Annotated in this window: 25 protein-coding genes; 18 read left to right on the top strand and 7 right to left on the bottom strand. The window is 63.5% G+C overall.

Features of this window, described 5'->3' with window-relative positions; genetic code table 11:
• Positions 1 to 707: 707 nt before the first annotated feature.
• The 4 genes from VH88_RS14040 to VH88_RS16130 all read left to right on the top strand — a co-directional run bounded on the left by VH88_RS14040 (position 708) and on the right by VH88_RS16130 (position 4688).
• On the top strand, positions 708 to 1985 hold the full coding sequence (locus VH88_RS14040) for a glycosyltransferase (RefSeq protein ID WP_045811798.1): 1278 nt from the start codon (positions 708 to 710) through the stop codon (positions 1983 to 1985).
• Between the two features lie 73 nt (positions 1986 to 2058).
• A complete protein-coding gene (locus tag VH88_RS14035; protein WP_045811797.1) occupies positions 2059 to 2430 on the top strand; it encodes a sensory rhodopsin transducer in 372 nt (123 codons plus the stop codon).
• Positions 2431 to 2604: 174 nt separating this feature from the next.
• Entirely contained in the window at positions 2605 to 3606 is a 1002-nt protein-coding gene (locus VH88_RS16135; protein WP_156146862.1) for a hypothetical protein, read from the top strand.
• Positions 3573 to 4688, top strand: coding sequence for a hypothetical protein (locus VH88_RS16130; RefSeq protein ID WP_197071098.1), 1116 nt, complete (start codon positions 3573 to 3575; stop codon positions 4686 to 4688). The genes VH88_RS16135 and VH88_RS16130 overlap by 34 nt, the downstream gene beginning before the upstream one ends.
• Before the next feature lie 310 nt (positions 4689 to 4998).
• Here the strand turns inward: VH88_RS16130 and VH88_RS14020 are convergent, their stop codons facing one another.
• Complete coding sequence (locus VH88_RS14020; RefSeq protein ID WP_045811795.1) at positions 4999 to 5727, bottom strand: Crp/Fnr family transcriptional regulator; 729 nt, start codon at positions 5725 to 5727, stop codon at positions 4999 to 5001.
• Between the two features lie 434 nt (positions 5728 to 6161).
• Here VH88_RS14020 and VH88_RS15805 point away from each other — a divergent pair, with 434 nt between their 5' ends.
• Positions 6162 to 6338 (top strand): DUF3606 domain-containing protein, encoded by a 177-nt coding sequence (locus VH88_RS15805; RefSeq protein WP_082064521.1) that lies wholly within the window; start codon positions 6162 to 6164, stop codon positions 6336 to 6338.
• Between the two features lie 242 nt (positions 6339 to 6580).
• Positions 6581 to 6874 carry a DUF6766 family protein gene (locus VH88_RS14015; protein ID WP_197071097.1) on the top strand — a complete coding sequence of 98 codons (294 nt, stop codon included), beginning with the start codon at positions 6581 to 6583 and terminating at the stop codon, positions 6872 to 6874.
• A 54-nt stretch (positions 6875 to 6928) separates the two neighbouring features.
• On the opposite strand, the gene VH88_RS14010 is transcribed toward VH88_RS14015, so the two are convergent.
• A protein-coding gene (locus VH88_RS14010) for an IS3 family transposase (RefSeq protein WP_156146860.1) occupies positions 6929 to 8118 on the bottom strand; the annotation gives its coding sequence in 2 pieces (ribosomal slippage) (positions 6929 to 7860 and positions 7860 to 8118; 1191 coding nt in all).
• A 754-nt stretch (positions 8119 to 8872) separates the two neighbouring features.
• Between VH88_RS14010 and VH88_RS14000 the strand changes: the two genes are divergently transcribed.
• The 3 genes from VH88_RS14000 (at position 8873) to VH88_RS13990 (ending at position 11792) form a co-directional block, all read left to right on the top strand.
• On the top strand, positions 8873 to 9292 hold the full coding sequence (locus tag VH88_RS14000; RefSeq protein WP_045811793.1) for a GreA/GreB family elongation factor: 420 nt from the start codon (positions 8873 to 8875) through the stop codon (positions 9290 to 9292).
• A gap of 7 nt (positions 9293 to 9299) precedes the next feature.
• Entirely contained in the window at positions 9300 to 9863 is a 564-nt protein-coding gene (locus tag VH88_RS13995) for a hypothetical protein (protein WP_156146859.1), read from the top strand.
• Positions 9864 to 10193: 330 nt separating this feature from the next.
• Positions 10194 to 11792, top strand: a complete 1599-nt coding sequence (locus VH88_RS13990) for an FMN-binding glutamate synthase family protein (protein WP_045811791.1) — start codon at positions 10194 to 10196, stop codon at positions 11790 to 11792.
• A gap of 84 nt (positions 11793 to 11876) precedes the next feature.
• On the opposite strand, the gene VH88_RS13985 is transcribed toward VH88_RS13990, so the two are convergent.
• Positions 11877 to 12362 carry a response regulator gene (locus VH88_RS13985; RefSeq protein ID WP_197071096.1) on the bottom strand — a complete coding sequence of 162 codons (486 nt, stop codon included), beginning with the start codon at positions 12360 to 12362 and terminating at the stop codon, positions 11877 to 11879.
• Positions 12363 to 12391: 29 nt separating this feature from the next.
• Positions 12392 to 13149 (bottom strand): IS5 family transposase gene (locus tag VH88_RS15800; RefSeq protein WP_112862666.1). Its coding sequence is split into 2 segments (ribosomal slippage): positions 12392 to 12828 and positions 12828 to 13149, totalling 759 coding nucleotides; the frame shifts between segments, so codons are not numbered across the junction.
• A 243-nt stretch (positions 13150 to 13392) separates the two neighbouring features.
• Between VH88_RS15800 and VH88_RS13970 the strand changes: the two genes are divergently transcribed.
• From VH88_RS13970 to VH88_RS13945, 6 genes are all read left to right on the top strand, one after another.
• Positions 13393 to 14730: an MFS transporter gene (locus VH88_RS13970; RefSeq protein WP_045811789.1), complete on the top strand. Its 1338-nt coding sequence runs from the start codon at positions 13393 to 13395 to the stop codon at positions 14728 to 14730.
• 1025 nt (positions 14731 to 15755) lie between these two features.
• Complete coding sequence (locus VH88_RS13960; RefSeq protein ID WP_231576697.1) at positions 15756 to 17726, top strand: PAS domain-containing sensor histidine kinase; 1971 nt, start codon at positions 15756 to 15758, stop codon at positions 17724 to 17726.
• A complete protein-coding gene (locus VH88_RS13955; protein WP_045811786.1) occupies positions 17723 to 18115 on the top strand; it encodes a BLUF domain-containing protein in 393 nt (130 codons plus the stop codon). The genes VH88_RS13960 and VH88_RS13955 overlap by 4 nt, the downstream gene beginning before the upstream one ends.
• Before the next feature lie 406 nt (positions 18116 to 18521).
• Positions 18522 to 18686 (top strand): exopolysaccharide biosynthesis protein, encoded by a 165-nt coding sequence (locus VH88_RS16125; RefSeq protein ID WP_156146858.1) that lies wholly within the window; start codon positions 18522 to 18524, stop codon positions 18684 to 18686.
• Between the two features lie 463 nt (positions 18687 to 19149).
• Entirely contained in the window at positions 19150 to 19425 is a 276-nt protein-coding gene (locus VH88_RS13950; protein ID WP_045811785.1) for a hypothetical protein, read from the top strand.
• A gap of 24 nt (positions 19426 to 19449) precedes the next feature.
• The gene (locus VH88_RS13945; RefSeq protein ID WP_231576696.1) at positions 19450 to 19818 is read left to right on the top strand and encodes a DUF1622 domain-containing protein; all 369 of its coding nucleotides are present in this window, start codon (positions 19450 to 19452) and stop codon (positions 19816 to 19818) included.
• Here the strand turns inward: VH88_RS13945 and VH88_RS13940 are convergent.
• Together VH88_RS13940 and VH88_RS16120 are read right to left on the bottom strand one after the other, a co-directional pair.
• Entirely contained in the window at positions 19809 to 20246 is a 438-nt protein-coding gene (locus tag VH88_RS13940; RefSeq protein WP_045811802.1) for a DUF421 domain-containing protein, read from the bottom strand. The genes VH88_RS13945 and VH88_RS13940 overlap by 10 nt on opposite strands.
• A 50-nt stretch (positions 20247 to 20296) precedes the next feature.
• Complete coding sequence (locus VH88_RS16120) at positions 20297 to 20518, bottom strand: hypothetical protein (RefSeq protein WP_156146857.1); 222 nt, start codon at positions 20516 to 20518, stop codon at positions 20297 to 20299.
• A gap of 3 nt (positions 20519 to 20521) precedes the next feature.
• Between VH88_RS16120 and VH88_RS13935 the strand changes: the two genes are divergently transcribed.
• Complete coding sequence (locus tag VH88_RS13935) at positions 20522 to 20704, top strand: hypothetical protein (protein WP_045811783.1); 183 nt, start codon at positions 20522 to 20524, stop codon at positions 20702 to 20704.
• A 440-nt stretch (positions 20705 to 21144) separates the two neighbouring features.
• On the opposite strand, the gene VH88_RS13930 is transcribed toward VH88_RS13935, so the two are convergent.
• On the bottom strand, positions 21145 to 21348 hold the full coding sequence (locus VH88_RS13930; protein WP_045811782.1) for a helix-turn-helix domain-containing protein: 204 nt from the start codon (positions 21346 to 21348) through the stop codon (positions 21145 to 21147).
• A gap of 152 nt (positions 21349 to 21500) precedes the next feature.
• On the opposite strand from VH88_RS13930, the gene VH88_RS13925 reads away from it, so the two are divergent.
• Positions 21501 to 21797: an outer membrane protein assembly factor BamE gene (locus VH88_RS13925; protein ID WP_045811781.1), complete on the top strand. Its 297-nt coding sequence runs from the start codon at positions 21501 to 21503 to the stop codon at positions 21795 to 21797.
• Positions 21797 to 21998 (top strand): hypothetical protein (locus VH88_RS16545; RefSeq protein WP_045811780.1); only part of this gene is annotated, 202 nt, incomplete at its 3' end. The genes VH88_RS13925 and VH88_RS16545, both read left to right, overlap by 1 nt.

Raw genomic sequence — 21998 nt, 5'->3', positions numbered from 1 at the left:
ATAGCCCACTTGGCTGTAGATCAATTCGCGTAGCTTAGATCCAGCCAGTACCCGGAAGTTATTCCGGGCTTGCGGCTGACAGTTTACTCCGGCGCCAAAGGCATAATATTCGAGGCGTAAGGCATACCTCTGCTGGGTATCCTCGTCGGAGGCGGATCACCGGCATCGGCGCCGTGATTTTCGACGGCCGCTCCCCACTCACGTTCGAGGGAAAACTTCCTCCTGACCCGCTACGAGAAGCTCGTCTTCGGGCACGCCAAACCCGCCTTGCGCCTAGCCTCGGCCCGGAGCGCTCGTGGCTGTCTCCGCTCGAACGTGTATCCAACCACTGAGGCGTCAGGGCCATCCGACCCAACGGCGGTCTAAGCCTCTCGTTTTCTCGACCGCTTCGGTCGGTGTCGTCGTGTTTTTCCTGTCAGTAGCTAAGCAGGGCTAACAGGCAGGCGATTGCGATCAGACCCAGAAGGACGGCCCTGTGTCGTCGATGCCGGGCCGCCTGGGCGAGGCTATGACGAAGGTGTTCACGCTGTTCCGGACGGGAGCGGCTCATTGGACAGGCACCATGGCCGGTACAAGCCACTTCGTAGAGGTGGGTTTCAAAGGTGCGGTTTGCGACGCAGCGCCGCGTTCAGACGGGCTTTTGCTCGTTTGAGGAACAGAGAGAGCCCCGCACGGCTTTGGCTTGTGAAACATAGCCCGGATCAGCCATGCGCGTTCTATTCACAACCTTCGAAGGGGGCGGCCACGTTCCCGCACCTCTTCTGACGGCCGCGGCCCTAAAGGACCTCGGTCACGACGTGCTCATCGTAAGCGATCCGTGCAACGCTCCGGCGGCGGAGGCCAAAGTGCTTCCCTTTAAATCTTGGCGACGGGCTCCGGATCGTGGCGCTCTCGGCGCGGAGGCGGGTGGTTTAAGCGACTGGAAAACGCGTTGGCCGCCCGCCGTGATCAGACGCATCTGCGTCGATGTGGCTACGGGCCCAGCGGCCGCGTACGCCCAAGACACGTTGGAGTTCGCAGCCGAATTCGAACCCGATGTGATCGTTTCGAACGAACTGCTGTTCGGCGTGATGATGGCGGCCGAGAAGCGCGGGACGCCGCTGGCGCTTCTGACGGCGAATTTGTGGTGCTTTCCGACGCGGGAGGATGTCCCGCCCTTCGGCCCGGGCTATACGCTGGCGAAGTCGCAGTCCGACCTCGCCCGCGACGCCGTCACTAGAAAGCTAATCCGGAAATTCTTTGATGTCGGCCTGCCTGATTTGAACGCCGCACGCGCGCTGGTCGGGCTTCCGCCTCTACTTCACACGCTTGACCAGCTAGACGTTGCGCGCCGCATCCTGATCGGCGCTTCCGCTGCGTTCGACTTTGATGCCGATGAGGCGTCAGGACGTTACGCTTATTGCGGCCCGCTATTCGAAACGCCGAATTGGGCGGACGGCACGGCTGAGATGCCTGTCAACGGCCGACCGAACGTCCTGATTTCGTTCGGCACCACCTTCCAAGACCAGAAGTCGGTGTTGATCAGGACGATGGCTGCGGTCGAGACCCTGCCGATCAATGCCTTCGTCACGCTTGGACCGGCGCTGGCTGACGCGAAACTTCCGCAGATCTCCAACGTGCGCGTCCTGGCGCAGGCCTCGCACGACGACATCGTGCCCCAATGTGCGGCCGTCATCTGCCATGGCGGGCATGGAACGGTTCTTCGACCTCTAAAGCATGGCGTGCCTTTGGTCGTGATGCCGATGGGGCGTGATCACGCCGACAACGCCGCCAGGGTGGAATGGTTGGGTGCGGGCGTTCGGCTCTCAGAGCGCGCTTCGTCAGCCCGGATCAAACGTGCGCTGGTTCAGGTGCTTGCCGACGGAAAATATCGGGGAAACGCGCGAAGCTTCGCGAAGCGCCTGTCGGATTGCGACGTCAGTTCGAGACGCGCCGCCGACGGCATCGCATCGCTCGTGCGAACCGACGAGGCTTTGGCCGCTTGAGCGGGCAGGTCCGGCAACATCACCGCGCGATGGCGCCGGCGGACATAGATCGCAACAACAGGGGCAACGGCTTATGAGTGAGATCGGAAAAAGGGTGTGGGTGATCGCGGAAGGTTATATTCCCAGCGACAGCACGGGCCCAAGCCCGGCGATGATCAGCCATGAAACGGCTTGTATCCTCAATCCAGGCGACGCGTCGACCGAGGTGGAGATCACGCTCTTCTTCGAGGATCGCGAACCGGTCGGCCCTTATAAGCTGACGGTCGGTGGCCGGCGGACCAAACATGTCCGCTTCAATGACCTACATGATCCTGAGCCCGTGCCCCGCGATACAGACTACGCCAGCCTCATACGCTCACGACACCCTGTCGTCGTGCAGCATACGCGCCTGGATTCGCGACAGGCGGCGAATGCGATCATGACAACCGTCGCCTATAGCGAATGACACTTCGATCCTCGCACTTGTGGATCGAGCGTCGTGTCCTCTTCGGTCGAGCTATTGCTTTCGTCCGAACGGCTGAAAGCGGACATAGGAAACTGCGGCCGGCTTCGAGATTTGATCCTCTCACTCTCAGTGCGCCGCGCAGATCATAGACGTCGAGGTCGAGGCGAGACGTAGGTGACGAACGACGAAAATGTCCCGGGCTGGCGACCGATCAGCCCGCCCGAAGAAGCCGCGGCGAGAAACGGTGCGCTCCCCGCCTATGTGGCCAACGGCCTGATCGGTCTGCGCGTGCGGGAAATGACGCTCTCGCCGGGCATGACGATCGTCAACGGCGTCGTCGGCCAGGACCCGGAACGCCGCATCGAGGCAGGCGTCCCTGTCCCCTATCCGCTGGAAGCCGACATCTGCATCAACGGCGTCTGGCTGTCGGACCAGCCTTGGTGCGTGAGCGACTTAAGTCAGGCCTATGATTTTTCGACCGCTGAACTGACCAGCCGCTGGCGCGCGCGGATGAGCGGCGTTAGCGCCGAGATCGAGGTCGTCACCTTCGCCAGCCGCACGGCGCCGGCCGTCGTCATGCAGGAGGTCACGGTTCGACCGGATGCGCCGTGCGACATCCGCCTGCGCGCCCGGACCTCGACCGCCGATGTCAGAGGGCGGGTCGTACGGCGTCGGACGGACACGCCCGGAGAAACGGACCCCGCTTGCGACGGCTCCCTGCTGTGGTCGACAGAGGGCGACCTATCGACCTGCGGGATTGCGCTGTGGACCGAGACGGATTCGGCCGCCGGGCGCGAAGTGACACGCTGGGATGCGTCGGGACCGCTGCAAACCACTTACGATCTGGGCCAGATCGGCAAAGGCGGTGCGCGACTTCGCCAGATGGCGGCCCTTGTTCCGTCGCTGATCCATGCGCGACCCGACGAAGAGGCCGTACGTCGGGTGGCGCGCGCGGCCCAGACCGGGTTTGAGACCCTTCGCGCCCGCAACCGCGACGCCTGGCGTGAGCTATGGCGTGGCCGGATCGTCGTGACGGGCGCCGATCCAGCGCATCAGGCCTTGATCGATGCGGCCTTCTTCTATCTGAACAGCTCCGTCCACCCCGCCTCGCCGGCCGCGACCTCGATCTTCGGCCTCGCCGAATGGAGAGACTATTCCTACTATTCGGCCATGTGATGTGGGACATCGACGCCTTCTGCGTGCCGCCCCTGGTCCTCAGCCAACCCGACGCCGCACGCGCCTTGCTCGACTTCCGCTCGCGCGGTCTCGCGGCCGCCGCGTCGAACGCGCGTCTGTCCGGCCGCCAGGGACTGCAGTTTCCGTGGGAGGCGGCTCCCTTGTCCGGCCAGGAAGCGACGCCGGGCGGCGGGACGGGGGCGGCGCACGAGGATCATGGGTCGCTGCATGTGGCGCGCGCGTTCAGCCTGTTCGCCGACGCCACAGGCGATGAGGCCTTCCTGCGGGAAAAGGCCTGGCCCGTGCTTGAAGGCGTCGCAGACTGGATCGTCAGTCGATTGAGCCTGACAGAGCGCGGCTATGAGCTGATGCGCGCCACAGGACCGGCTGAGGTCCCAAGCCCGCCGGACAATGACGCCTTCACCTTGATGTTGGCCGACGATGTTCTGTCGCGGGCGATAAGCGCTGCGGAGGTGCTTGGACGACCACCCCATGCGGCGTGGCGTGCCATTCGTCAGACCCTGTATCTGCCGATACGTTCAGACGGAGCGATTGCGGCGCACGACGGCTTCCGCATCGATGAACCCAAGGGCGCCACCCCATCGCCCTTGGCCGGACTGTTCCCGGGCGGTTATCAGGCCGATCCGGAGACGATGCGCCGAACTCTCGATCTCTATCTGGCCCACTGGCGTGACTATGTCGGGGCGCCGATGTTTCCCGCCCTCTACGCGACGTGGGCCGCCTTGGCCGGCGACCGCGCTTTGGCCCTTCAGCTGTTCGAGGCTGGATACGCCGCTTATGACGCCGGCCGTTTCCACCAATGTCTCGAGTATCGACCGGACCATCCCGACAGCGAAACGGCGGCCGGTCCATTCTTCGCCAATCTGGCGGGCATGTTGATGGGGCTTGTCTACGGATTGATGGGGCTGGAAGCACGCGGCGCCCCAGAGACATGGCCGAGACGGGTGGTGAGCTTGCCGGCGGGATGGGACGCGATCACCGTTGAGCGCATCTGGCTGGGCGATCGAAGGGCGCGGCTGCATGTCGAGCACGGAAAGCCAGCCGCAATCACTTGGCTTTGATCGCAGGACCCGTGCACGACCTCGGTCGACGACGCCATCGTCAATGACGGCGACCCGACGGCTGAAGGCCGATCCTCAAAAGGACGTCAAATCTTGCCTGTAGGCCAAGGTCCCAGCGAACACCGTCGCTCCCGCGTTATCCCTGACCGAAATCTTATACGTCTCGTCGCCTTCGTTAGGGGAGTCCGAGAACATTTCGCCCAGCGCCTTTCGCGCTAGACGGCGCGCGCTGTTGTCGGACGGACAATCGACGCCGACGCCGTCGCGGCGGGCGCCGCTGGGATCGACCGTATCGAAGAAATATCGCATCTCAGACCTGGGCGTTTGGCTTGGTGCCTCCAAGGTGCAGGTAGCTGGGCTCGAAGCCCGCGAACTCGGCGAGGCGATCAAAGTTCGGAATTTCTACGAACCGCCCCTCCGTGCGGATCAGGTTGGCGTCGCGCAACGTCATCGGCGTCCGGTTGATGTGCACTGGGCTCATGGATGTGATGTCGGCGAATTGCGCCTGCGTCAGCGGCAGATCCAAGCCCGCTTCATCGGCGAAACCGACAGCGCGGAGCCGGACATGGAGCTCGCAGATCAGATGCGCCAGGCGTCGATCCGCGGGGCGCTGGCCGATGTTCACCAGCCACTCGCGCAGGGTGCCCTCGTCCACCAGCGTCGCCCAGTTGAGCGCCAGGTTGATCCTCGGATTGTCTGTCAGGGCATTGATACGAGCCGGAGAGATTTGCGCGACCCTGGCGTCCGTCAGAACGCCGATCCCATGATCCATCTCGGTCAGGATCTGCACATGCAGATCACACATGTCGCCTGGAACGAAGATCGCCATGACCTGACGCTGACCGTCCTCCAGCATCTTGTAGCGACAGCCCCAGCCCTCAAGCACCACGTGCACGTTTCGGGGGACTTCGCCCTGCGACGAGATATCCTCTCCCGCCTTGAAGGTGCAGACATCCACCACGGCGTCGCAGAGATCGGCCCGATCTCGATCGGTCAGATCGGCGCCATACTGAAGCTTGCGGATGAAGGGGTCGATCATGGTGTTCGCCTCATCTGTCCGCCCTCACCCTAAACTTAGCGAGCGTCATTTGCACAGCCGCAAAGCCTACGAACACGGGTCGCCAAAAATGCCCGCCGCTAACCTGCGTTAGGGAAGCGCGCGCGTTGCTACGTCATTCTCGAGGGATGGCGCTTTTCTCCGGTCCGAAAATCCGGCGTGCACGGTTATCGAACAACCGCTTCGATCGGCTACTCGCCTGGATCTCTGTGTTCGCGTGCGCTGTAGTGACGACCCTGCTTATGGTCCTGTCCCTGCCGCATCTGACGGGCTGAGTGAGGTCTTGCGCTTCTCCGGCGCATGTCCGCTTTGCAGTCGCCGAACCGGATCCGATCTTCGGCCCGGCCCACCGACCGATATTGGACACAGGAAACGGAACGGCTCTCCCGCTGTTTCGGGTTCATCAGGAGGCGCCCATGACAGACGACAAAACCCAGACCGGCAACCCGGATCGCCAGCGGATCAGCCTGAGCGAAAACTATGAGGCTCGGGATTGGGCCGAGAAGTTCGGGGTCACTGAAGATCAGCTTCGACGGGCCGTCGAGAAGGTGGGAAACTTGGCGAGCGACGTCGAAAGAGAGCTTCGAGCCTGATGAAATCGGATCAAGAAGCCGAAGCCGCGTTGCCGCCGGGCGTCGCAAAAGGTCGGCGTCTTGATACGACGCCGGCGGAACAGCAGCTGGCGGCGGGCGGCATTGGGCCAGGCGGCCAGCCGGGTCCGGACCCCGCGACGCGAAGGCTGTAGGAGGGCCGAACGGACGCCCGTGATTTCGAAGGGCAGACCGGGCCGAACGAACCCTCGGGTTCACCGACGCAGGATTGATGGAGCTAGGTCATGCTGAAGAAGTATGCCTACGCCTGGATTACACTGGCCTTCTTCACGGTCTCGATCGCCCTTCATTGGGGCTTCGGCTGGCTCGCCTATGTGGATGACCAGACCTCTCATGGGCAAGCTGTCCGTCTCTCGCCCTATCTGGTCGAAATGGGTCGCGACACCTTCGAGAACTGGCAGTCAAAGTTTCTGCAACTTCTCTGGCAGGTCGTCGGCTTGGCTTATTTTCTCTATGTCGGGTCACCATCTTCCAAAGAGAACGATGATCGAATGGAGGCCTTCCAAAGAGAACGATGATCGAATGGAGGCTAAGCTCGATGCGTTGATCGAGTTTGACGTGACCCCCGTTTCTCATCCAGCCATAACGAGAGTCCTTGGTTGATCTGAACTGGGGTTGGTGGGGTTGGCAAGAGGCCGGCCTGCGCAGCCATCAACCAGCGCAGCAGGCCGGCCGATGTGTCCGGTGAGCGCCTCAGCGTAGGCCTTGGGCGTCAGCCAGCCGAGCTTCGAGTGCGGCCGAGTTTCGTTGTAGTCGCGCCGCCAGGTTTCGAGAACGGCCCGGGCGTGCGGAAGGGAGCGGAACAGCGTCTCGTTCAGCAGCTCGTCGCGCAGGCGTCCGTTGAAGCTCTCGTTGAAGCCGTTCTGCTGGGGCTTGCCGGGCGCGATGTAATGCCAGCCGACGCCGGTGCTGTCGGCCCAGGCCAGGACCGCGTTCGAGGTGTATTCCGTCCCGTTGTCGCTGACGATGGTGTCGGGCCGGCCCCGCTGCCGGATGACGGCGTCCAACTCCCGCACGACCCGCGCGCCCGACAGCGAGGTGTCGGCCACCAGCGCCAGGCATTCACGCGTGCAGTTGTCGATCACCGTCAGGATGCGGAAGCGCCGCCCGTCAGTCATCTGGTCGGCCACGAAGTCCAGCGACCAGCGCTGGTTCGCCACCAGTGGCAGCTCCAGCGGTCTTCGGGTGCCGATGGCGCGCTTCCGACCGCCGCGTCGACGGACCGTCAGTCGCTCCTCGCGATAGATCCGCTGGATCCGCTTCCTGTTGACCGCATGGCCTTCGCGCCGCAGCAGCACGTGCAGGCGGCGATAGCCGAACCGGCGACGCTCCTGGGCCAGAGCCTTCAGCCGGTCGCGCAGCGCGCCGTCGTCCGGGCGCGTCGCCTGATAGCGCACGCTCGTCCGATCGACGCCCAGCACACGGCACGCCCGCCGTTCGCTCATCTCGTAGGCGGCCTGCAGATGGCTAGCCGCCTCGCGATAGCCGGCGGGCGTCACCACTTTTTTCCCAGCAGATCCTTCAGCGCGACGTTGTCCAGCATCGCGTCCGCCAGCATCCGCTTCAGCTTGGTGTTCTCGTCCTCCAGCGCCTTCAGCCGCCGGGCCTCCGACACGTCCATGCCTCCGAACTTGGCCTTCCACTTGTAGAAGGTCGCCGAGCTGACACCGTGTCGCCGGCACACCTCTGCCGTCGCCACACCGGCCTCCTGCTCCCGCAAGATCCCGATGATCTGCTCTTCTGTGAACCGTGATCGCTTCATTCTGTCCGTCCTTTCAAGGGGCGGACTCTAGCTATTCCTGGAGGAGTTTCAGGGGGTCACGTCAAGTTGGTCGGAAAAGAGAAGGGTGCAGAGCTGATTGCTGACCTCGACAAGACCCACTTGCGTCACAGCGGCCATGCTACGATCCACAAGCCGCAATCTTACTAATGCCCCCCGCTGACTAGTCCCAACAACCAGACCTTTTGAACGTCGGCTATGAGTCAAACCCAGACATTGCCGACCGGCGAGTCCTCAATGTCGCTTCGTGACTCTTAGCGGACCTTGATTGAATCCGCTTTCCGATTTTGGTCTGGCCCATGTGTCGCAGGCTCGAGCTCGGCTTATCCCCTGCGTTAACCCAGAGACCGGCAGACGCGGTAAGTGAAAGTCGGGTGCCGGGCCGCATGCGCATCACCGTAGTTCAACGGTCAGTTCAGCTCTGCGCGAAGAGTTGACTGAACATGAGCAAAGGCGCACAATCCACCTCGTAATGTGGAAATGCGCCTTACAGTTGCGGAATACGCTTCACGCAGGACGTTTCGTCGGAGCCGTCTAGCCCCAAGCCCGTATTGAGCGAACGCTCAGGGTTTGGGGACTAATTTTTCGCGCGAGTTTCAGAGTGAACGTCAGCTCGATCACGCTGGCGGCGTGATGTCGCGCTCGTGAATTCCCTCTCTCATTCAGTCAGCCCCCGCGCCGCTTAGTGCGGCCATGGCGTGCCGTGTTGCGGCCGCAGGCGACAAGGACGTTCGTAATGACAAAGACCCGGTCAAAAGCGGTCAGAAAACCTCGGCTTCTGATCACCACCCAGGACCACGCAATCATCGCCGCGATGATCGGCAGCGCACCGACGTCGGCCGCGGCGATGTTGCTCGAGGATGAGCTCGACCGGGCTGTGATGGTGGACGAGACCTCGAACACGCGACCCTTCTGCCGGATCGGCAGCTGGGTCACCTACGAGGACTACAGCAGCGGGCAAATCCGTGAAATCCGGCTGGTCTTGCCGGCGGACGCCGATATCGACAAGCGCTGGGTTTCGATCCTCAGCTTGGTCGGCGCCTCCCTGCTGGGCCTCGCTGTCGGAGCCGAATTCGGCTGGATCGACGACAAGGGCCGACCACACCGGTTGAAGGTTCTGGACGTGGTGAATTCTCATGACGCGCATGTGTGCTAGCGACACGATGTTGCTGGAGGCCGCCGCGTCAGAAGCGATAAGCGCGGCGTGGTGGGAACGGGTCGACCTGGAAGCCAGCCGTCCCGGCGAAGGTCACGCGAAACTGATCTTGGACAAGGCTGCTGAACTCGCGTTCTCCCCCATTGGCCGGGACCAGCTGATGTCCCTCGCGCTGGAGAAGGGCGTTCGAGATCCCGGCGGCCCCGAACCTCTGGTCGAGACATCCGTGCCGCCTGCGGAGCGGATGGTTATTGCGAAGCGTGTTTTCCAGCATGCGCCGCATCGCACTTCGGAAACCGAGGCTCTGGTCGCCAAGATCGAGAAACGGAATGCGCGGCAGCTCGGCCGCGACACTCGCTACGACCTACTGCCGCAACGGATGCGCCAGGAGGCCGCTCTCCAGGAGGTTCTGTGGGATCACCCCGCCATTCCTGCCGGTGACGATGTCCGCCTGGCGATGTTCTGCTCGGTCCCAAAACTGCTTGAACGCTCCGAGGCGCTCTCGGACGATTGGCCTTGGCGGATCCTGTCCCTTTGGATCGCTCCGGTTATCGGCAGAGACGCGTCATGAGAGGACGACACAATATCGTCGGCACAGAGGTCGGCCATCCAAGACCGCCATTCTATGCAAGCAGCCTTTCGAGGCTCCAGGTCGCCAAGCCTCGCTCGACGAGACGCTGGATCGTCTTTTCAATGCTGGCTGCAGTATTGCTAAGCCTGATTGCGGCAGCTCGGTTGACCTGAGCTCAGGTATCGGACCGCCGTCTCTCAAGACCTGTCCGCCGTCTAGACGCGCGCCATAGCTGCGACGATCCCGAAAAGCCCGCCGGCATCTCTTGCCCGTGCGGACGTCATCTCGCCGAGTCCACAGTAAGTCCCTGCACCGAGTTCGGAGGTTCTCGTGTCATTCATTCGCTTTGCTCCTCTCGCGGCAAGCCTCGCCTCAGTGCTGCTGGTGATCCCGGCGCTTCCAGCCCCATGGGCTTGGCCCTTGCTCGCCTTGGCGGCGGTCCTGTCTGCGATCGGACTTTACGACCTTGGCCAGCCGGCCCATTCGGTCCGACGCAATTACCCGCTCGTGGGCCGGCTTCGCTGGTTCTTCGAGGATATTCGTCCCGGCATCAGGCAGTATCTGTTCGAAGACGATCACGAGGAGACGCCGTTTTCCCGCAGCCAGCGCTCGCTTGTGTATGCGCGCGCCAAAAATGAAGTCAGTGATCGTCCGTTCGGCACCCTTCTGGACGTGTACGAGAACGGCTACGAATTCATCGCGCATTCCACCAGACCTGTCCCCGCAGCGGATCCCGGGTCTTTCCGGGTTTCGATCGGCGGCGAAGCATGTCGGCAGCCATACTCCGCATCAATCTTTAATATCTCCGCCATGAGCTTCGGCGCACTGAGCGCCAACGCCATTCGCGCGCTCAACAAGGGTGCGAAGCTCGGGGGGTTCGCTCATGACACGGGTGAAGGCTCCATTAGCCCCTATCACCGCGAGTACGGCGGCGACCTCATCTGGGAGATCGGGAGCGGTTATTTCGGATGTCGCGACGACCAAGGCCGGTTCGATCCCCATCGGTTCGCCGAGCAGGCCGTCGATCCCCAGGTTCGCATGGTCGAGTTGAAGATCAGCCAAGGCGCCAAGCCTGGCAAAGGCGGCATTCTGCCTGGCGAGAAGGTCACCCCCGAAATCGCGCTCACGCGCGGCATTCCCGTCGGCCGCGACTGTATCTCTCCGTCAGGGCATTCGGCCTTCACCACGCCGCTGGAGCTCATTCATTTTATCGCTCGACTGCGCGAGTTGTCCGGCGGCAAGCCGGTCGGGTTCAAGATATGCGTGGGTCAGCCTTGGGAGTTCATGGGCATAGTGAAGGCGATGCTCGAGACAGGCATTCTTCCCGACTACATCGTCGTCGACGGCGCCGAGGGAGGGACGGGCGCCGCGCCTCTCGAATTTGCAGACCATCTTGGCATGCCGCTTCGCGAGAGCCTGCTATTCGTCCACAACACCCTCGTGGGCGCGGGCTTGCGAGACCAGATCAAGATCGGAGCTGCCGGCAAGATCGTCAGCGCTTTCGATATCGCGACGGTCATGGCGCTCGGCGCGGATTGGACTAATGCGGGACGCGGCTTCATGTTCGCCATCGGCTGCATCCAGTCCCTGTCGTGCCATACGAACCAATGTCCCACCGGCGTCGCTACTCAGGATACCATGCGTCAGCGCGCGCTCGTGGTCAGCGACAAGGCTGAGCGCGTGCACAACTTCCATCGGAACACCTTGCTGGCCCTGTCCGAGATGATCGCTGCAGCAGGCCTGCACCATCCGAGCAGACTTGGGCCGCATCATCTCGTCCGTCGCGTCAGTCTGACCGAGATCAGACTGTTCTCGCAGCTGCACATTTTTCTTGAGAGGGGGGAGTTGTTGGCGGGCAACTCTGACCGAGACTTCTATGGCGCGGCTTGGCGTATCGCCCGGGCGGACAGTTTCGACATCGCGACCTAGGCCATGCCTTTCCGCCCTCTCGACAATCCGCGAAGGTCCGCTGACGGCCGTCGGGCAGATGTCCTGTTTTGGCGCTTCCAGGTCTCAGTCAGCCGGCTCCAGCACAGCCTTGATTCGGCGCGATAGCGTTTCTAGCGAGAATGGTTTGGTGATCATGGCCATGTTCGACGCGAGGAAGTCCGCGCGGATGACGGCGTTCTCGGCGTAGCCTGTGACAAACAGGATCGGCAGGTTCGGACGGTGTGCACGCGCCAGCTCGGCCAGCTGCCGTCCGTTCATTCCCGGAAGCCCGACGTCGGTGATGAGCAGATCCAGTGTCACGGAGGACCTGAGCACCTCGATGGCGAACTCAGGACCGGACGCTTCGATCGCCTCGAACCCGAGTTCGTTCAGAACTTCGCCGACCAGAAGCCTGACGCCAGGATCATCCTCGACAAACAGCACTCGACGACCGGCCCCTTCGGCCAACTCGGCGGCGACGAGCGCTTCTATCGGGCTCAGGGCCGCATCGGCCATAGGCAGGTGGAGCGAGACCTTGGAGCCACGGCCCGGAGCTGTTTCGATACGCACGGCGCCCCCGCTCTGGTTAGGCTCAGGACTCATAGCCAGAACAGCACTGTGGCGGCGAGGGCTATGGCGGACAGGAAGACGGTCGGGCAGCGATCGTAGCGAGTGGCGACCCGTCGCCAGTCTTTCAGGCGGCCAAACATGATTTCGATCCGGTTTCGCCGCTTGTAGCGTCGCTTGTCGTAGCGGATGGGTTCGGTCCGGGATTTGCGGCCAGGGATGCACGGCGTGATCCCCCTGGCCTGCAAGGCGTCCCGGAACCAGTCGGCGTCGTAGCCCCGGTCCCCCAGCAGCCACTGGGCGCGGGGCAGACTGTCCACGAGAGCGGCAGCGCCGATGTAGTCGCTGACCTGACCCGCTGTCATGAAGAGGCTGATGGGCCTTCCGTTGACGTCTGTCACGGCGTGAAGCTTGGTGTTCATGCCGCCTTTCGTGCGTCCGATCAGCCGCCCGAGGCCCCCTTTTTTACCGCGAGGCTCGAAGCCGTGCGGTGCGCCTTCAGATAGGTCGCGTCGATCATGACAGTCCGACGTTCGGTCTGGGCGCCGGACAGGCCCTCCATCATCCGGACGAAGACGCCCGCCTCGCTCCACCGCTTCCAGCGATTGTAGAGCGTCTTGTGCGGCCCATAGGCCGACGGCGCATCCCGCCAGCGCAGGCCGTTGCGGTTGACGAAGATGATCCCGCTCAATACCCGGCGGTCGTCAACGCGCGGCTTGCCGTGGCTCTTGGGGAAGAAGGGCTCCAGCCGAGCCATCTGCTCGTCCGTCAGCCAATACAGGTCGCTCATATCCAGACTCCTCAGGAGCCTGAATCAGATCGCGCCCATCACATCAATGGGTCCTGAGCCTAGGCCCGACTTATTGATCGCGCATGATCTCGCAACCGCGCCCCGGCGTCAGCCAGACTTCCGTGATCCGACTTGGCGCAAATTTTGCTTTGCCAACCCGGGCCAGTCAGGCGAGCCTGCTTTCGCCAGACAGACTGAGGCACGCCTGTTAGAAACCTCGATACGAGCTGGCTTGAGAGTCCGATGACAGCTGTGTCCACCCCCCGAAGTTTCGGCGATCGAAGCCTGGAACAGTTTGGTTGGTCGATGTTCGACTGGGCGCAACAGCCTTACTTCACCCTCGTCGCCGCGTTCATCTTCAAGCCGTACTTCGCCTCAGGATTTGTCGGCGATACGGTCCGGGGCCAGGCGCTCATCGGGCTGGCGGGCGGCGTGGCGGCGCTTCTGATCGCGCTTCTCAGCCCCTTCGTCGGCTCCAGGATCGATCGAGGCTCAGATGCGAAACGCTGGGTGCTCGCCGCCTCCCTTCCCTTCATGTTGGCCTGCGCGGGGTTGTGGTTCGCCGCGCCCGGCCATCTCGAGCGTCTTCCCCTGATCATGGGCTGTTTAATCGTGGCGGCGGTTTCAGCGGAAATGACCGTCACCGCCAATAACGCCATGCTGCCCCACATCGCTCACCCGGGGCGTCTCGGCAGACTGTCGGGCTCAGCCGTGGCTCTGGGGTATCTCGGAGGACTGCTGAGCCTCGCCGTATTCTACATCGGTTTCAACGTGATGGACCCGCCTCTTCTTGGGCTGGACCCGATCGCCCGCGAACCCGACCGGATCGTGGGTCCGTTCGTGGCGGTCTGGTACGCCCTTTTCCTCATCCCGTTCGTCCTCTGGACGCGCGACCCGAAGCCCCAGTCCGCGGCCGGGAGCCGGATATCGCTGGTTTCAGCTTTGCGCGATATGCCGGCGAAGACCCGCCGCTTCCTCCTTGGCCGGATGCTGGTCGCCGATGGGCTTACGGCCGCCGCTGTCTTCGGAGGCGTCCTCGCTGCGGGATTGTTCGATTGGGGCGTCGCCGAACTCGGAACCTACGGGGGACTGATCATCATCACATCCGGACTGGCGGCGTGGGCTTCGGGCGCCGTCGAACCTCGCCATGCCCCGAGAACGGTCGTTCTGCTCTCGGTCGTCGTGCTCGCCGCGGCCGTGCTGGGGGCGGCCATGATCACGGCGGATCGGGTGATGCTGATTCCGGTCCCGCCGCCGACGGCCGGCAACGGGTTCCTGGCGTCGCCGTCGGAACGGATATTCATGGTGCTGGGCCTCGTCATCGGCGCCGCCGCCGGCCCGATGCAAGCGTCCATGAGGGCTTGGATGGCCAGGCTCACGCCGCCAGGGTTCGAAGGTCGGTGGTTCGGGCTATTCGCCTTTTCCAACAAGGCGACGGCCTTCCTGGCCCCGCTCCTCATCGCCGGATTGACGATCGTCACCCAGAGCCAGCGTATCGCCATGCCCGTCATCGTGCTGTTTCTGGCCGCTGGCTACATCTGCCTGAGGCGCGTGCCGGCGGACCTTGGACCTCAACCCTAGCGGTAGAGGCTCAATCGCAGCCCGATGAGACGTTTGGCTCCCCGCGTGTAGGTTGGAAGTCCGAAGTCCTGCCCTCCGTTGCCGGCGTCGGTGAGATACTCTTCGTCTAAACCATTGCGTATGAACACCCCTGCCCCCCAGGCGCCGCTCGCGGGCCGGTAATCGAGGGCGGCATCCAGCAGCCCATAGGCCGCCTGCCGCGGCATGATGTCGATGGGCGCGACGAAGGCGCCGGTCGCAAGCGCAGGCTTGCCGTTGTCGTCGGTGAAATAATGGGCTGATCGCCAGGCGTAGGTCGGCGTGAAGCGAAGAGATCCCTTACACCGCTGACATCGAGGAACCGATCAAGATGATCCCAGCCAAACATTTGGACCAGAACCGCGAGCGGGCGCGCCTGCAAAATCCAGCGTGTCCGAGGAAAGAAAACCGCGGCCTCGCAAAGAGCTCCAAGGTCTGTGCTGTCGGTCGGCAGGATCGATACGGTCGGAAGCATCAGGTGACCACCGCAGCGAAGTCAGTTCCTAGCACCATGGACCGGATCAAAGTTAGAAAAGACGCCTTCGCGTCACCCAATCTGATGGTGTCAGCCTTGTGGAAGATGTGGAACCGGGTCTTTTCCGCATCGGATATCATAAAGACACGCGCCACCGGAGCTGTCCCGCAACGTGCGGCTAGACTTTACTAAACTACCGGCGCGGGAAGTCCAGATTGTCCTCAAGCGCGCTCGCGCAGCTACAACGTAGTGCTCACCAGACCGCTGGTCGGCACTGCGCCAGGACCGGTCTTTGGCGAACAGCCGGGAATCGGGCCTTCAAGCAGAGGCGGCGCGAAGGTCAGCTCACGACCCGTTGCGGGAATTGCGCGTTCCTCTGGCAGGTCCAATCGCTCCAAAGGTCGGTGCATAGAGACGTCGGCGCGCCTGCTTTTTATCCGGCGTCCGCGCGTTCGCGGACGGGGCGAGTTGTGGTGTGGGAACAATCCGCTCGCGGGTCCGTTCGGCTTCCGGGGAATAGGACCACATCACATTGACCACACAACGAGATGGCTCCGACGATAGCCGATACCGTCTGCTGATCGAGTCCATCACCGACTACGCGATCTACATGCTGGACCCGGCAGGTCACGTGACAAGCTGGAACCCCGGAGCGGAGCGCTTCAAGGGGTATTCAGCCGAGGAAGTGCTCGGTGCCCATTTTTCCCAGTTCTACACGCCGGAGGATCGGGAGGCCGGCCGTCCCGAGCGCGCCCTTGCGGCCGCTGCCCAGGCGGGCCGGTTCGAGGCCGAGGGATGGCGGCTGCGGAAGGACGGGACTCGATTCTGGGCCCACGTCGTGATTGATCCGATCAGGCGTGGCGCGGAACTCATCGGCTTTGCGAAGATCACCCGCGACCTGACTGAGCGTCGCGAAGCCGAACTGGCTTTGCGGCAGAGCCAGGAGCAGTTCCGGATTCTGGTGGGCGGCGTCACCGACTACGCGATCTATATGCTTGACCCGGACGGCAAGGTGATCAGCTGGAACGCGGGAGCCGAACGTATCAAGGGCTATGCGCCCGAAGAAATCATAGGCGACCACTTCTCCCGCTTTTACCTACCCGAGGAGGTGGCGGCGAACGCTCCAGCCAACGCCCTGGGCATGGCGCGAGAAGCCGGCCGCTTTGAAAAGGAGGGCTGGCGCGTCCGTAAGGACGGCACCCGGTTTTGGGCGCACGTCGTGATTGATCCGATCACGAGCGACGACGGCGACATCATCGGGTTCGCCAAGATCACGCGCGACATAACCGAGCGCGCCAACGCGCAACGCGAACTCGAGGCGGCGCGCGAGGCGCTCTACCAGTCGCAGAAGATGGAAGCCATCGGCCAGCTGACCGGAGGCGTCGCCCATGACTTCAATAACCTGCTGGCAGCCGTCACGGGCAGTCTGGACCTTCTCCGCAAACGCCTTCCCTATGATCCCCGAACCACGCCCCTGCTTGAGAACGCCATCCAGGGGGCCGAGCGGGGCGCCATCCTGACCCAGCGGATGCTGGCTTTCGCGCGCAAACAGGATCTCAAGCTCGAAGCCGTGGACATCCCGCAACTCGTCAGAGGCATGAGCGAGTTTATTCGGCGGTCCATTGGTCCGAACATTGATGTCCGGATGCGCTTTGCCGATGTGTTGCCGAAGGTGAAGACAGATCCTTACCAGCTCGAAACCGCGCTGCTCAATCTCGTGGTCAACGCCCGCGACGCGCTCCCGACTGGAGGTGAAATCACGATCACGGCGGACCAGGTCACCGTGTCGAAGGACAGAGGACAACGCCGGGCGGGGTCTTTTGTCAGGCTGCGAGTGAGCGACGATGGGATCGGGATGCCCGCGGAGACGGCCGCCAAGGCCATCGAGCCCTTTTTCACGACGAAGGGCGTGGGCAAGGGAACCGGGCTGGGACTTTCCATGGTCCAGGGGCTGGCAGGGCAGTCTGGCGGCTGGATCGAAATCGATAGCGAGGTCGGCAAGGGCACGAGCATCGACTTGTGGTTGCCAGTGGCCAGCGCGGACGTCCCCAATGCGGAGGCAAGCAAGGCCGAGGCGGTCGAAGAACCCGGAGAGCGGCTTCTCGTGCTCGCTGTTGATGATGACCCTCTCGTTCTGACCAACACCGTCGCCATGTTGGACGAGCTGGGTCACAATGTTCTGGTGGCGAACTCGGGCGATGAGGCCCTGGTGATTTTCGAGCGTCATCCTGAGATCGACCTCGTTCTGACCGACGAAGTCATGCCCGGGCTCTCCGGCAGCCAACTGGCGGAACAGGTCAGAAAGCTCCGGCCCACGACAAACGTAGCGGTGGCTTCAGGCTATGCTGACCTGAATTTGGCACCGGACCCTGCTCAGGCCAAGCTTCCGCGGATAGCCAAGCCGTTCACCCTGGCTCAGCTCGCCGGCTTCATCGATGACCTCGCTCTGCAGGAGCCCGGCGAGGGCGGGCAGCGCACCGACAGACACGGAAGGTGGGTTTGATCGACCGCCTTGTTTACCGGAGCCAGGTCGAGAACGTTCCGCCGGAGGTTACGCTGGAGCGAATCTTTCGGATTTCGGTTCCCAAGAACGCCCGCTTGCAGATCACAGGAGCGCTGGGGTTCTCTGGACGGAATTACATCCAGCTCCTGGAGGGCCCACGGCCCGCCCTGGACGACCTTCTTCAGTCGCTCCGGGCCGAGCCGCGCCACTCGAATCTGCGGGTCCTGTTGCGGGGATCATCGCAACGCCAATTGTTGCCCAACTGGTCCATGGCGCGGGTCGATCTCGCAAGGGCCGCGCCCAGGTTGGACGCGCTGCTGGAAGCCGGCGGCGGTTTGGGCTTAGTGACTTTGATGGCCACGCTCGCCCACGAAGGCGTGACCGCCTAACGCGCTTGGCATCCTTGGGCGACTGTCCGCCTGACGGTCGTTCAGGTGCACGACCCAGACCTGCTGGGCGATCGGATTCCAGCGTGCAGCGTTGTTGAGACCCTCCGCCAGCCAAGGCCTCCAGCGGCGTCCGCAGCATGGTGGAGTCCGGCGTCTCCTTCGGCCGGTAAGCCTTTGGCCCCGCCTGTGCGCACAACCAGTCGCTGCGGTAGCTGTGAGCGTCTATCACATGCATTCGGAACAGCTGCCCGTAATCCGAAGCGGCGATACATGGTTAAACCGTTCGGACGAGGAACTGCGCCGCAGCACGGGCATGGTCTCCCACCACGCCTGCATGGCGGCGCAAGCGCAGCAGGATGGCCTCGAGTGACGCGCCGTCTTTGCAGGCGTCTCCCCTGGGTACCGCATGTCGCCGCGAAACCTCGCCAGAAGTTCACGCGTGGCGGCGCCGGCGGCGGCGATCACGGCCTTTGGCCTGGGCCTGATCGCCCGTGACGGCCTCCTGATCCTGATCGCCTGGATCGCGAGCGTCCTCGCCCTCGGGCTGCTGGGCTTCTGGCTGATCGCCTAGGCTCCGCGCCCGACCGCCACGCCTGGGCGCACCGGTCGGTGGCGGCGAGGCTCCGGCCGACGCCCGGTCCGCAGCGTGCTGCTCTATTGGCTGAGGCATCCTCGTGACCGCCGCGCCGTTGCGGAGACATCCAACCTGCTCGTCCGGTCGGGAACGCTCGTGAGACCCTGGTGTTGAACTTACAGGTGCCGACTCGCGAATGCGAAGCGGCCGCCCGGCGCTCCGGTGCACCGGCAGGAGAGAGGCGTTGACGATGGAAGATTTCCTGGGCGGTCAACGTGATCGGCGGCTCGATCCGGGGCTGGCGTTCGCCCGGGCGCAGCTCCACTCATCGCGCGCCGACCGTCGCATCGATCCGAGACGACCCGTCCAGGGGCATGGGCCGGCCGTCGCGAAGGCCTAGACGCGCCAGGCGCCGCCGCGATCCGCCCGCGCCCCGAACCCGCTCAACAAGGAGACCGCCATGGCTGATAACCGCCCCGTCTATCTGAACCTTGCATCGAAGACTGAACTCGACGCCATCGACGAACTCGGCGGCCGCGCTGAAACCGTGATTGCTCAGCGCCCGTACGGCGACTGGTCCGATCTGCGCCGCGCGGGGCTGTCGGATGAGGAGATCGGCCGGCTCAAGAGCGCAGGATTGGAGTTGGGTGCGCCCGGCGAAGGACCGATCGGCGAAGCCGGCAGCGGCGGCAGCGCCGACAGCCCAAGCGGCAATCTGGGCCGCCGCCACCGCTAGCCGGCTCAGCTCATGCTCAGTGGCGTGCACGCCTTCATCCAGCCTTTCGCCGTGGTGCTCGAACTGCTCGGCGCCGGCATTATCGTCGGCAGCGTGGTTCTCGCCACGCTCGCCTTTCTGCTGCGGGGTGGACGTGATCGCGCCTGGCGGGAAGCTTACGCCAACTACCGCGCCAATCTCGGCCGTGGTATCCTGCTCGGCCTAGAACTTCTCGTCGGCGCCGACATCATCAGCACCATCACCGCGCCCCTGACCGTGGAGACGGTTGGCCTTCTCGGTTTGGTCATCCTCATCCGGACCTTCCTGAGCTTCTCCCTGGAGACCGAGATTGAAGGCTGCTGGCCCTGGCGACGGGCCGAACTGCTCGACGACCGCAAGACCGATCAGCGCTGATCATCGAAAAGGAGGGTGATATCGCCATTGCGCTCAAGGTAGGCGCAGCGAACCCGGCCGAGGTCCCCCTGGCCGTGGGCGCGCAGCGCCATGGCCAAATCGCCGTCGCCGATGCCGGCCCGACGCATGGCGGCGCGATCGACGTCGCCGTTCTTCACCAGTCGAACGCGCGCCCCTTTGACCAGGAAGCTCAGCCAGGACCAGCGCGCTGCCGCGCGAGCTAGCGCGGCATGAACGGCGACCAGCGCCAGGGTGGCCACGAGGGTGGCGACGAAGGGCGCGCTTCCTGTCATCGCCCGCCCGAGATTGGATCCGACGATCACGGCGAAGATGATGTCCAGCGGGCTCCATTTGCCGAATGCCCGCGACGCCGCCACCCGGGCGGCCAGCACCCCGACGGCGAAAATCAGCAGACCGCGCAGCGTCATCTGCCACCAGCTGATCGCCGCATCCTCGGAGCCGATTCCCTCTGGAGCCCTCAGCCGAGAGAAGGAAGCGATATGAATATCCGCCAGACGCCGCTTGACCAGCAGACCGTCGTCATCACCGCGCCACGGCAGGACTGATCGGTCTCGTCGCCGCCGGCGCACTTCTCATCACCGGCGAAAGTCGCGGCCGCGTCCTTCGCACCGTGCTGCACCGGTGGCTGAGCCTTGGCGACCCGGCCGGCCGCCCCCGCACTTGGGTTCTTCCAGCGCATTGAATGACTGTGGCCGCCTGGATCAAGATCAGCTTGGCGGCTGGGGGCATCTCCGCCGTGCTGACGATCAGCGCACTACGTCGGCGTGGCGGGACCTTCCCGCGGTATGCAGTTGTCGCCGACAGCGCCATGGTCGCGGTCAGCGCGCTGCTCACCGTACTCGGCGTCGCGCTCTGGCGGGAATAATGAGGGAAATTGATCCCAGCACTCAACCGCCTTCGTCCCCTGCCGCCGAGGGGCCCCGTCGTCGCTCTGCCGGCACGCAGGTCGCCTATCTGTCGATTCAGTCGGCTTCCCGTCCGGTCGTCGCCTTTTGGGCGGAGGTCTGCGCCTGATCGGACGCGGTGGAGACGCCGCGTTGCGGCTGCCGAAGCCAGCCAATGGCGAATTTGAAGATCAAGGATATCGCCCAGGCCATGCCCCGAACCTGCCCTTGATTTCCGGAACGCTTTGGAAAGCGTTCGTCTCGCGAGCCATCGTTGGCTCAGCCCCTTGCCATCCGTCTTCCACCGGCCCGCACCTCCCGGCCGTCGCCAGCGTCGGGACTTGAGGCAGCCTGATACGGCTGTTGCCCATGATTCCGACGTTCCGAACCGCCGCTATGAGTCAAAAGCGGCCTTTGCCGATCAAGCAACGAGATCAGCCATCGCAACCTTAAGCGCACTCGCGAGGCGCTCCAGCACCGTGACCGTCGGGTTTCGAATCCCCCGCTCTATCCCGGAAACATACGTTCGGTGCATCCCGGCTTCGAAGGCGAGCGTCTCCTGAGAGAGGCCCCGTTCTTCCCTCAGCCGCCTAACGTTTTCGCCCACGCGTTTGCATACGTCCATCGACAGGATGGGAGGGATATGCAGACGATCAATCTACAGACTATGAGTCTCGTTTCGAGCTTGACTGCCTCAGCCAATCCATGTGTCCGTGTCATCCAATGTGACTCATAGGATGCTGAATGAGACCGTCTCGAATAGCGCTCGCCCTGGCCTTGGGCCTGGCCGCCCTCACCTCCGCATCGGGCTGCGCGCCTGTCGATCTAGATATCCCGGCCTTCGTCGGACCGAATGCAGACGAACTACAGCCGGGCAAGACAACTGAAGCCGAAGCCGCGGCGCTGTTGGAGCGGCCAGCATCTGTTTCGACCATGCCGTTCGGGAAGCGACTGCTTCAGTGGCAGTATTATATCGCGCGCCATGGCTCGCGGCGCTACGTCCACCTCGCCGTGGTTTTTGACAACAAAGGCGTGATGGAAAGCATCAGCCATCGAGCGGAGATCCCGTTGTGATGCGCGCGCTCGGCGTCATCGCGGCTGCAGCAGCCGCCATCACCACTACCGGACCTGCCTTCGCAGCCGAACCTGGAAGCTACTGGCTCCTCTTCGCCAATGACGACCGGTTGCTGCTTCTGGATCGGAACTCCATCCGGTGGAGCGGGGCCAACCCTTCGGTGGATTGGCACGTCGCCTTTGCGGTTCCCTATGTGACCC

This window comes from Brevundimonas sp. KM4, from assembly GCF_000964075.1.
In the GTDB taxonomy this organism is placed as follows: domain Bacteria; phylum Pseudomonadota; class Alphaproteobacteria; order Caulobacterales; family Caulobacteraceae; genus Brevundimonas; species Brevundimonas huaxiensis.
This window is presented reverse-complemented; position numbering and strand designations above follow the sequence as displayed.

Excerpts from the sequence above, each read along its gene's own strand:
- VH88_RS13935 (WP_045811783.1), top strand. The coding sequence starts at position 20,522 with ATGACTGTGGCCGCCTGGATCAAGATCAGCTTGGCGGCTGGGGGCATC.
- VH88_RS15805 (WP_082064521.1), top strand. The coding sequence starts at position 6,162 with ATGACAGACGACAAAACCCAGACCGGCAACCCGGATCGCCAGCGGATC.
- VH88_RS13995 (WP_156146859.1), top strand. The coding sequence starts at position 9,300 with ATGTTGCTGGAGGCCGCCGCGTCAGAAGCGATAAGCGCGGCGTGGTGG.
- VH88_RS13970 (WP_045811789.1), top strand. The coding sequence starts at position 13,393 with ATGACAGCTGTGTCCACCCCCCGAAGTTTCGGCGATCGAAGCCTGGAA.
- VH88_RS13940 (WP_045811802.1), bottom strand. The coding sequence starts at position 20,246 with ATGACGCTGCGCGGTCTGCTGATTTTCGCCGTCGGGGTGCTGGCCGCC.
- VH88_RS13930 (WP_045811782.1), bottom strand. The coding sequence starts at position 21,348 with ATGGACGTATGCAAACGCGTGGGCGAAAACGTTAGGCGGCTGAGGGAA.
- VH88_RS14040 (WP_045811798.1), top strand. The coding sequence starts at position 708 with ATGCGCGTTCTATTCACAACCTTCGAAGGGGGCGGCCACGTTCCCGCA.
- VH88_RS16120 (WP_156146857.1), bottom strand. The coding sequence starts at position 20,518 with ATGCGCTGGAAGAACCCAAGTGCGGGGGCGGCCGGCCGGGTCGCCAAG.
- VH88_RS14035 (WP_045811797.1), top strand. The coding sequence starts at position 2,059 with ATGAGTGAGATCGGAAAAAGGGTGTGGGTGATCGCGGAAGGTTATATT.
- VH88_RS14020 (WP_045811795.1), bottom strand. The coding sequence starts at position 5,727 with ATGATCGACCCCTTCATCCGCAAGCTTCAGTATGGCGCCGATCTGACC.
- VH88_RS16125 (WP_156146858.1), top strand. The coding sequence starts at position 18,522 with ATGTCGCCGCGAAACCTCGCCAGAAGTTCACGCGTGGCGGCGCCGGCG.
- VH88_RS14015 (WP_197071097.1), top strand. The coding sequence starts at position 6,581 with ATGCTGAAGAAGTATGCCTACGCCTGGATTACACTGGCCTTCTTCACG.
- VH88_RS16130 (WP_197071098.1), top strand. The coding sequence starts at position 3,573 with ATGGAGAGACTATTCCTACTATTCGGCCATGTGATGTGGGACATCGAC.
- VH88_RS13950 (WP_045811785.1), top strand. The coding sequence starts at position 19,150 with ATGGCTGATAACCGCCCCGTCTATCTGAACCTTGCATCGAAGACTGAA.
- VH88_RS14000 (WP_045811793.1), top strand. The coding sequence starts at position 8,873 with ATGACAAAGACCCGGTCAAAAGCGGTCAGAAAACCTCGGCTTCTGATC.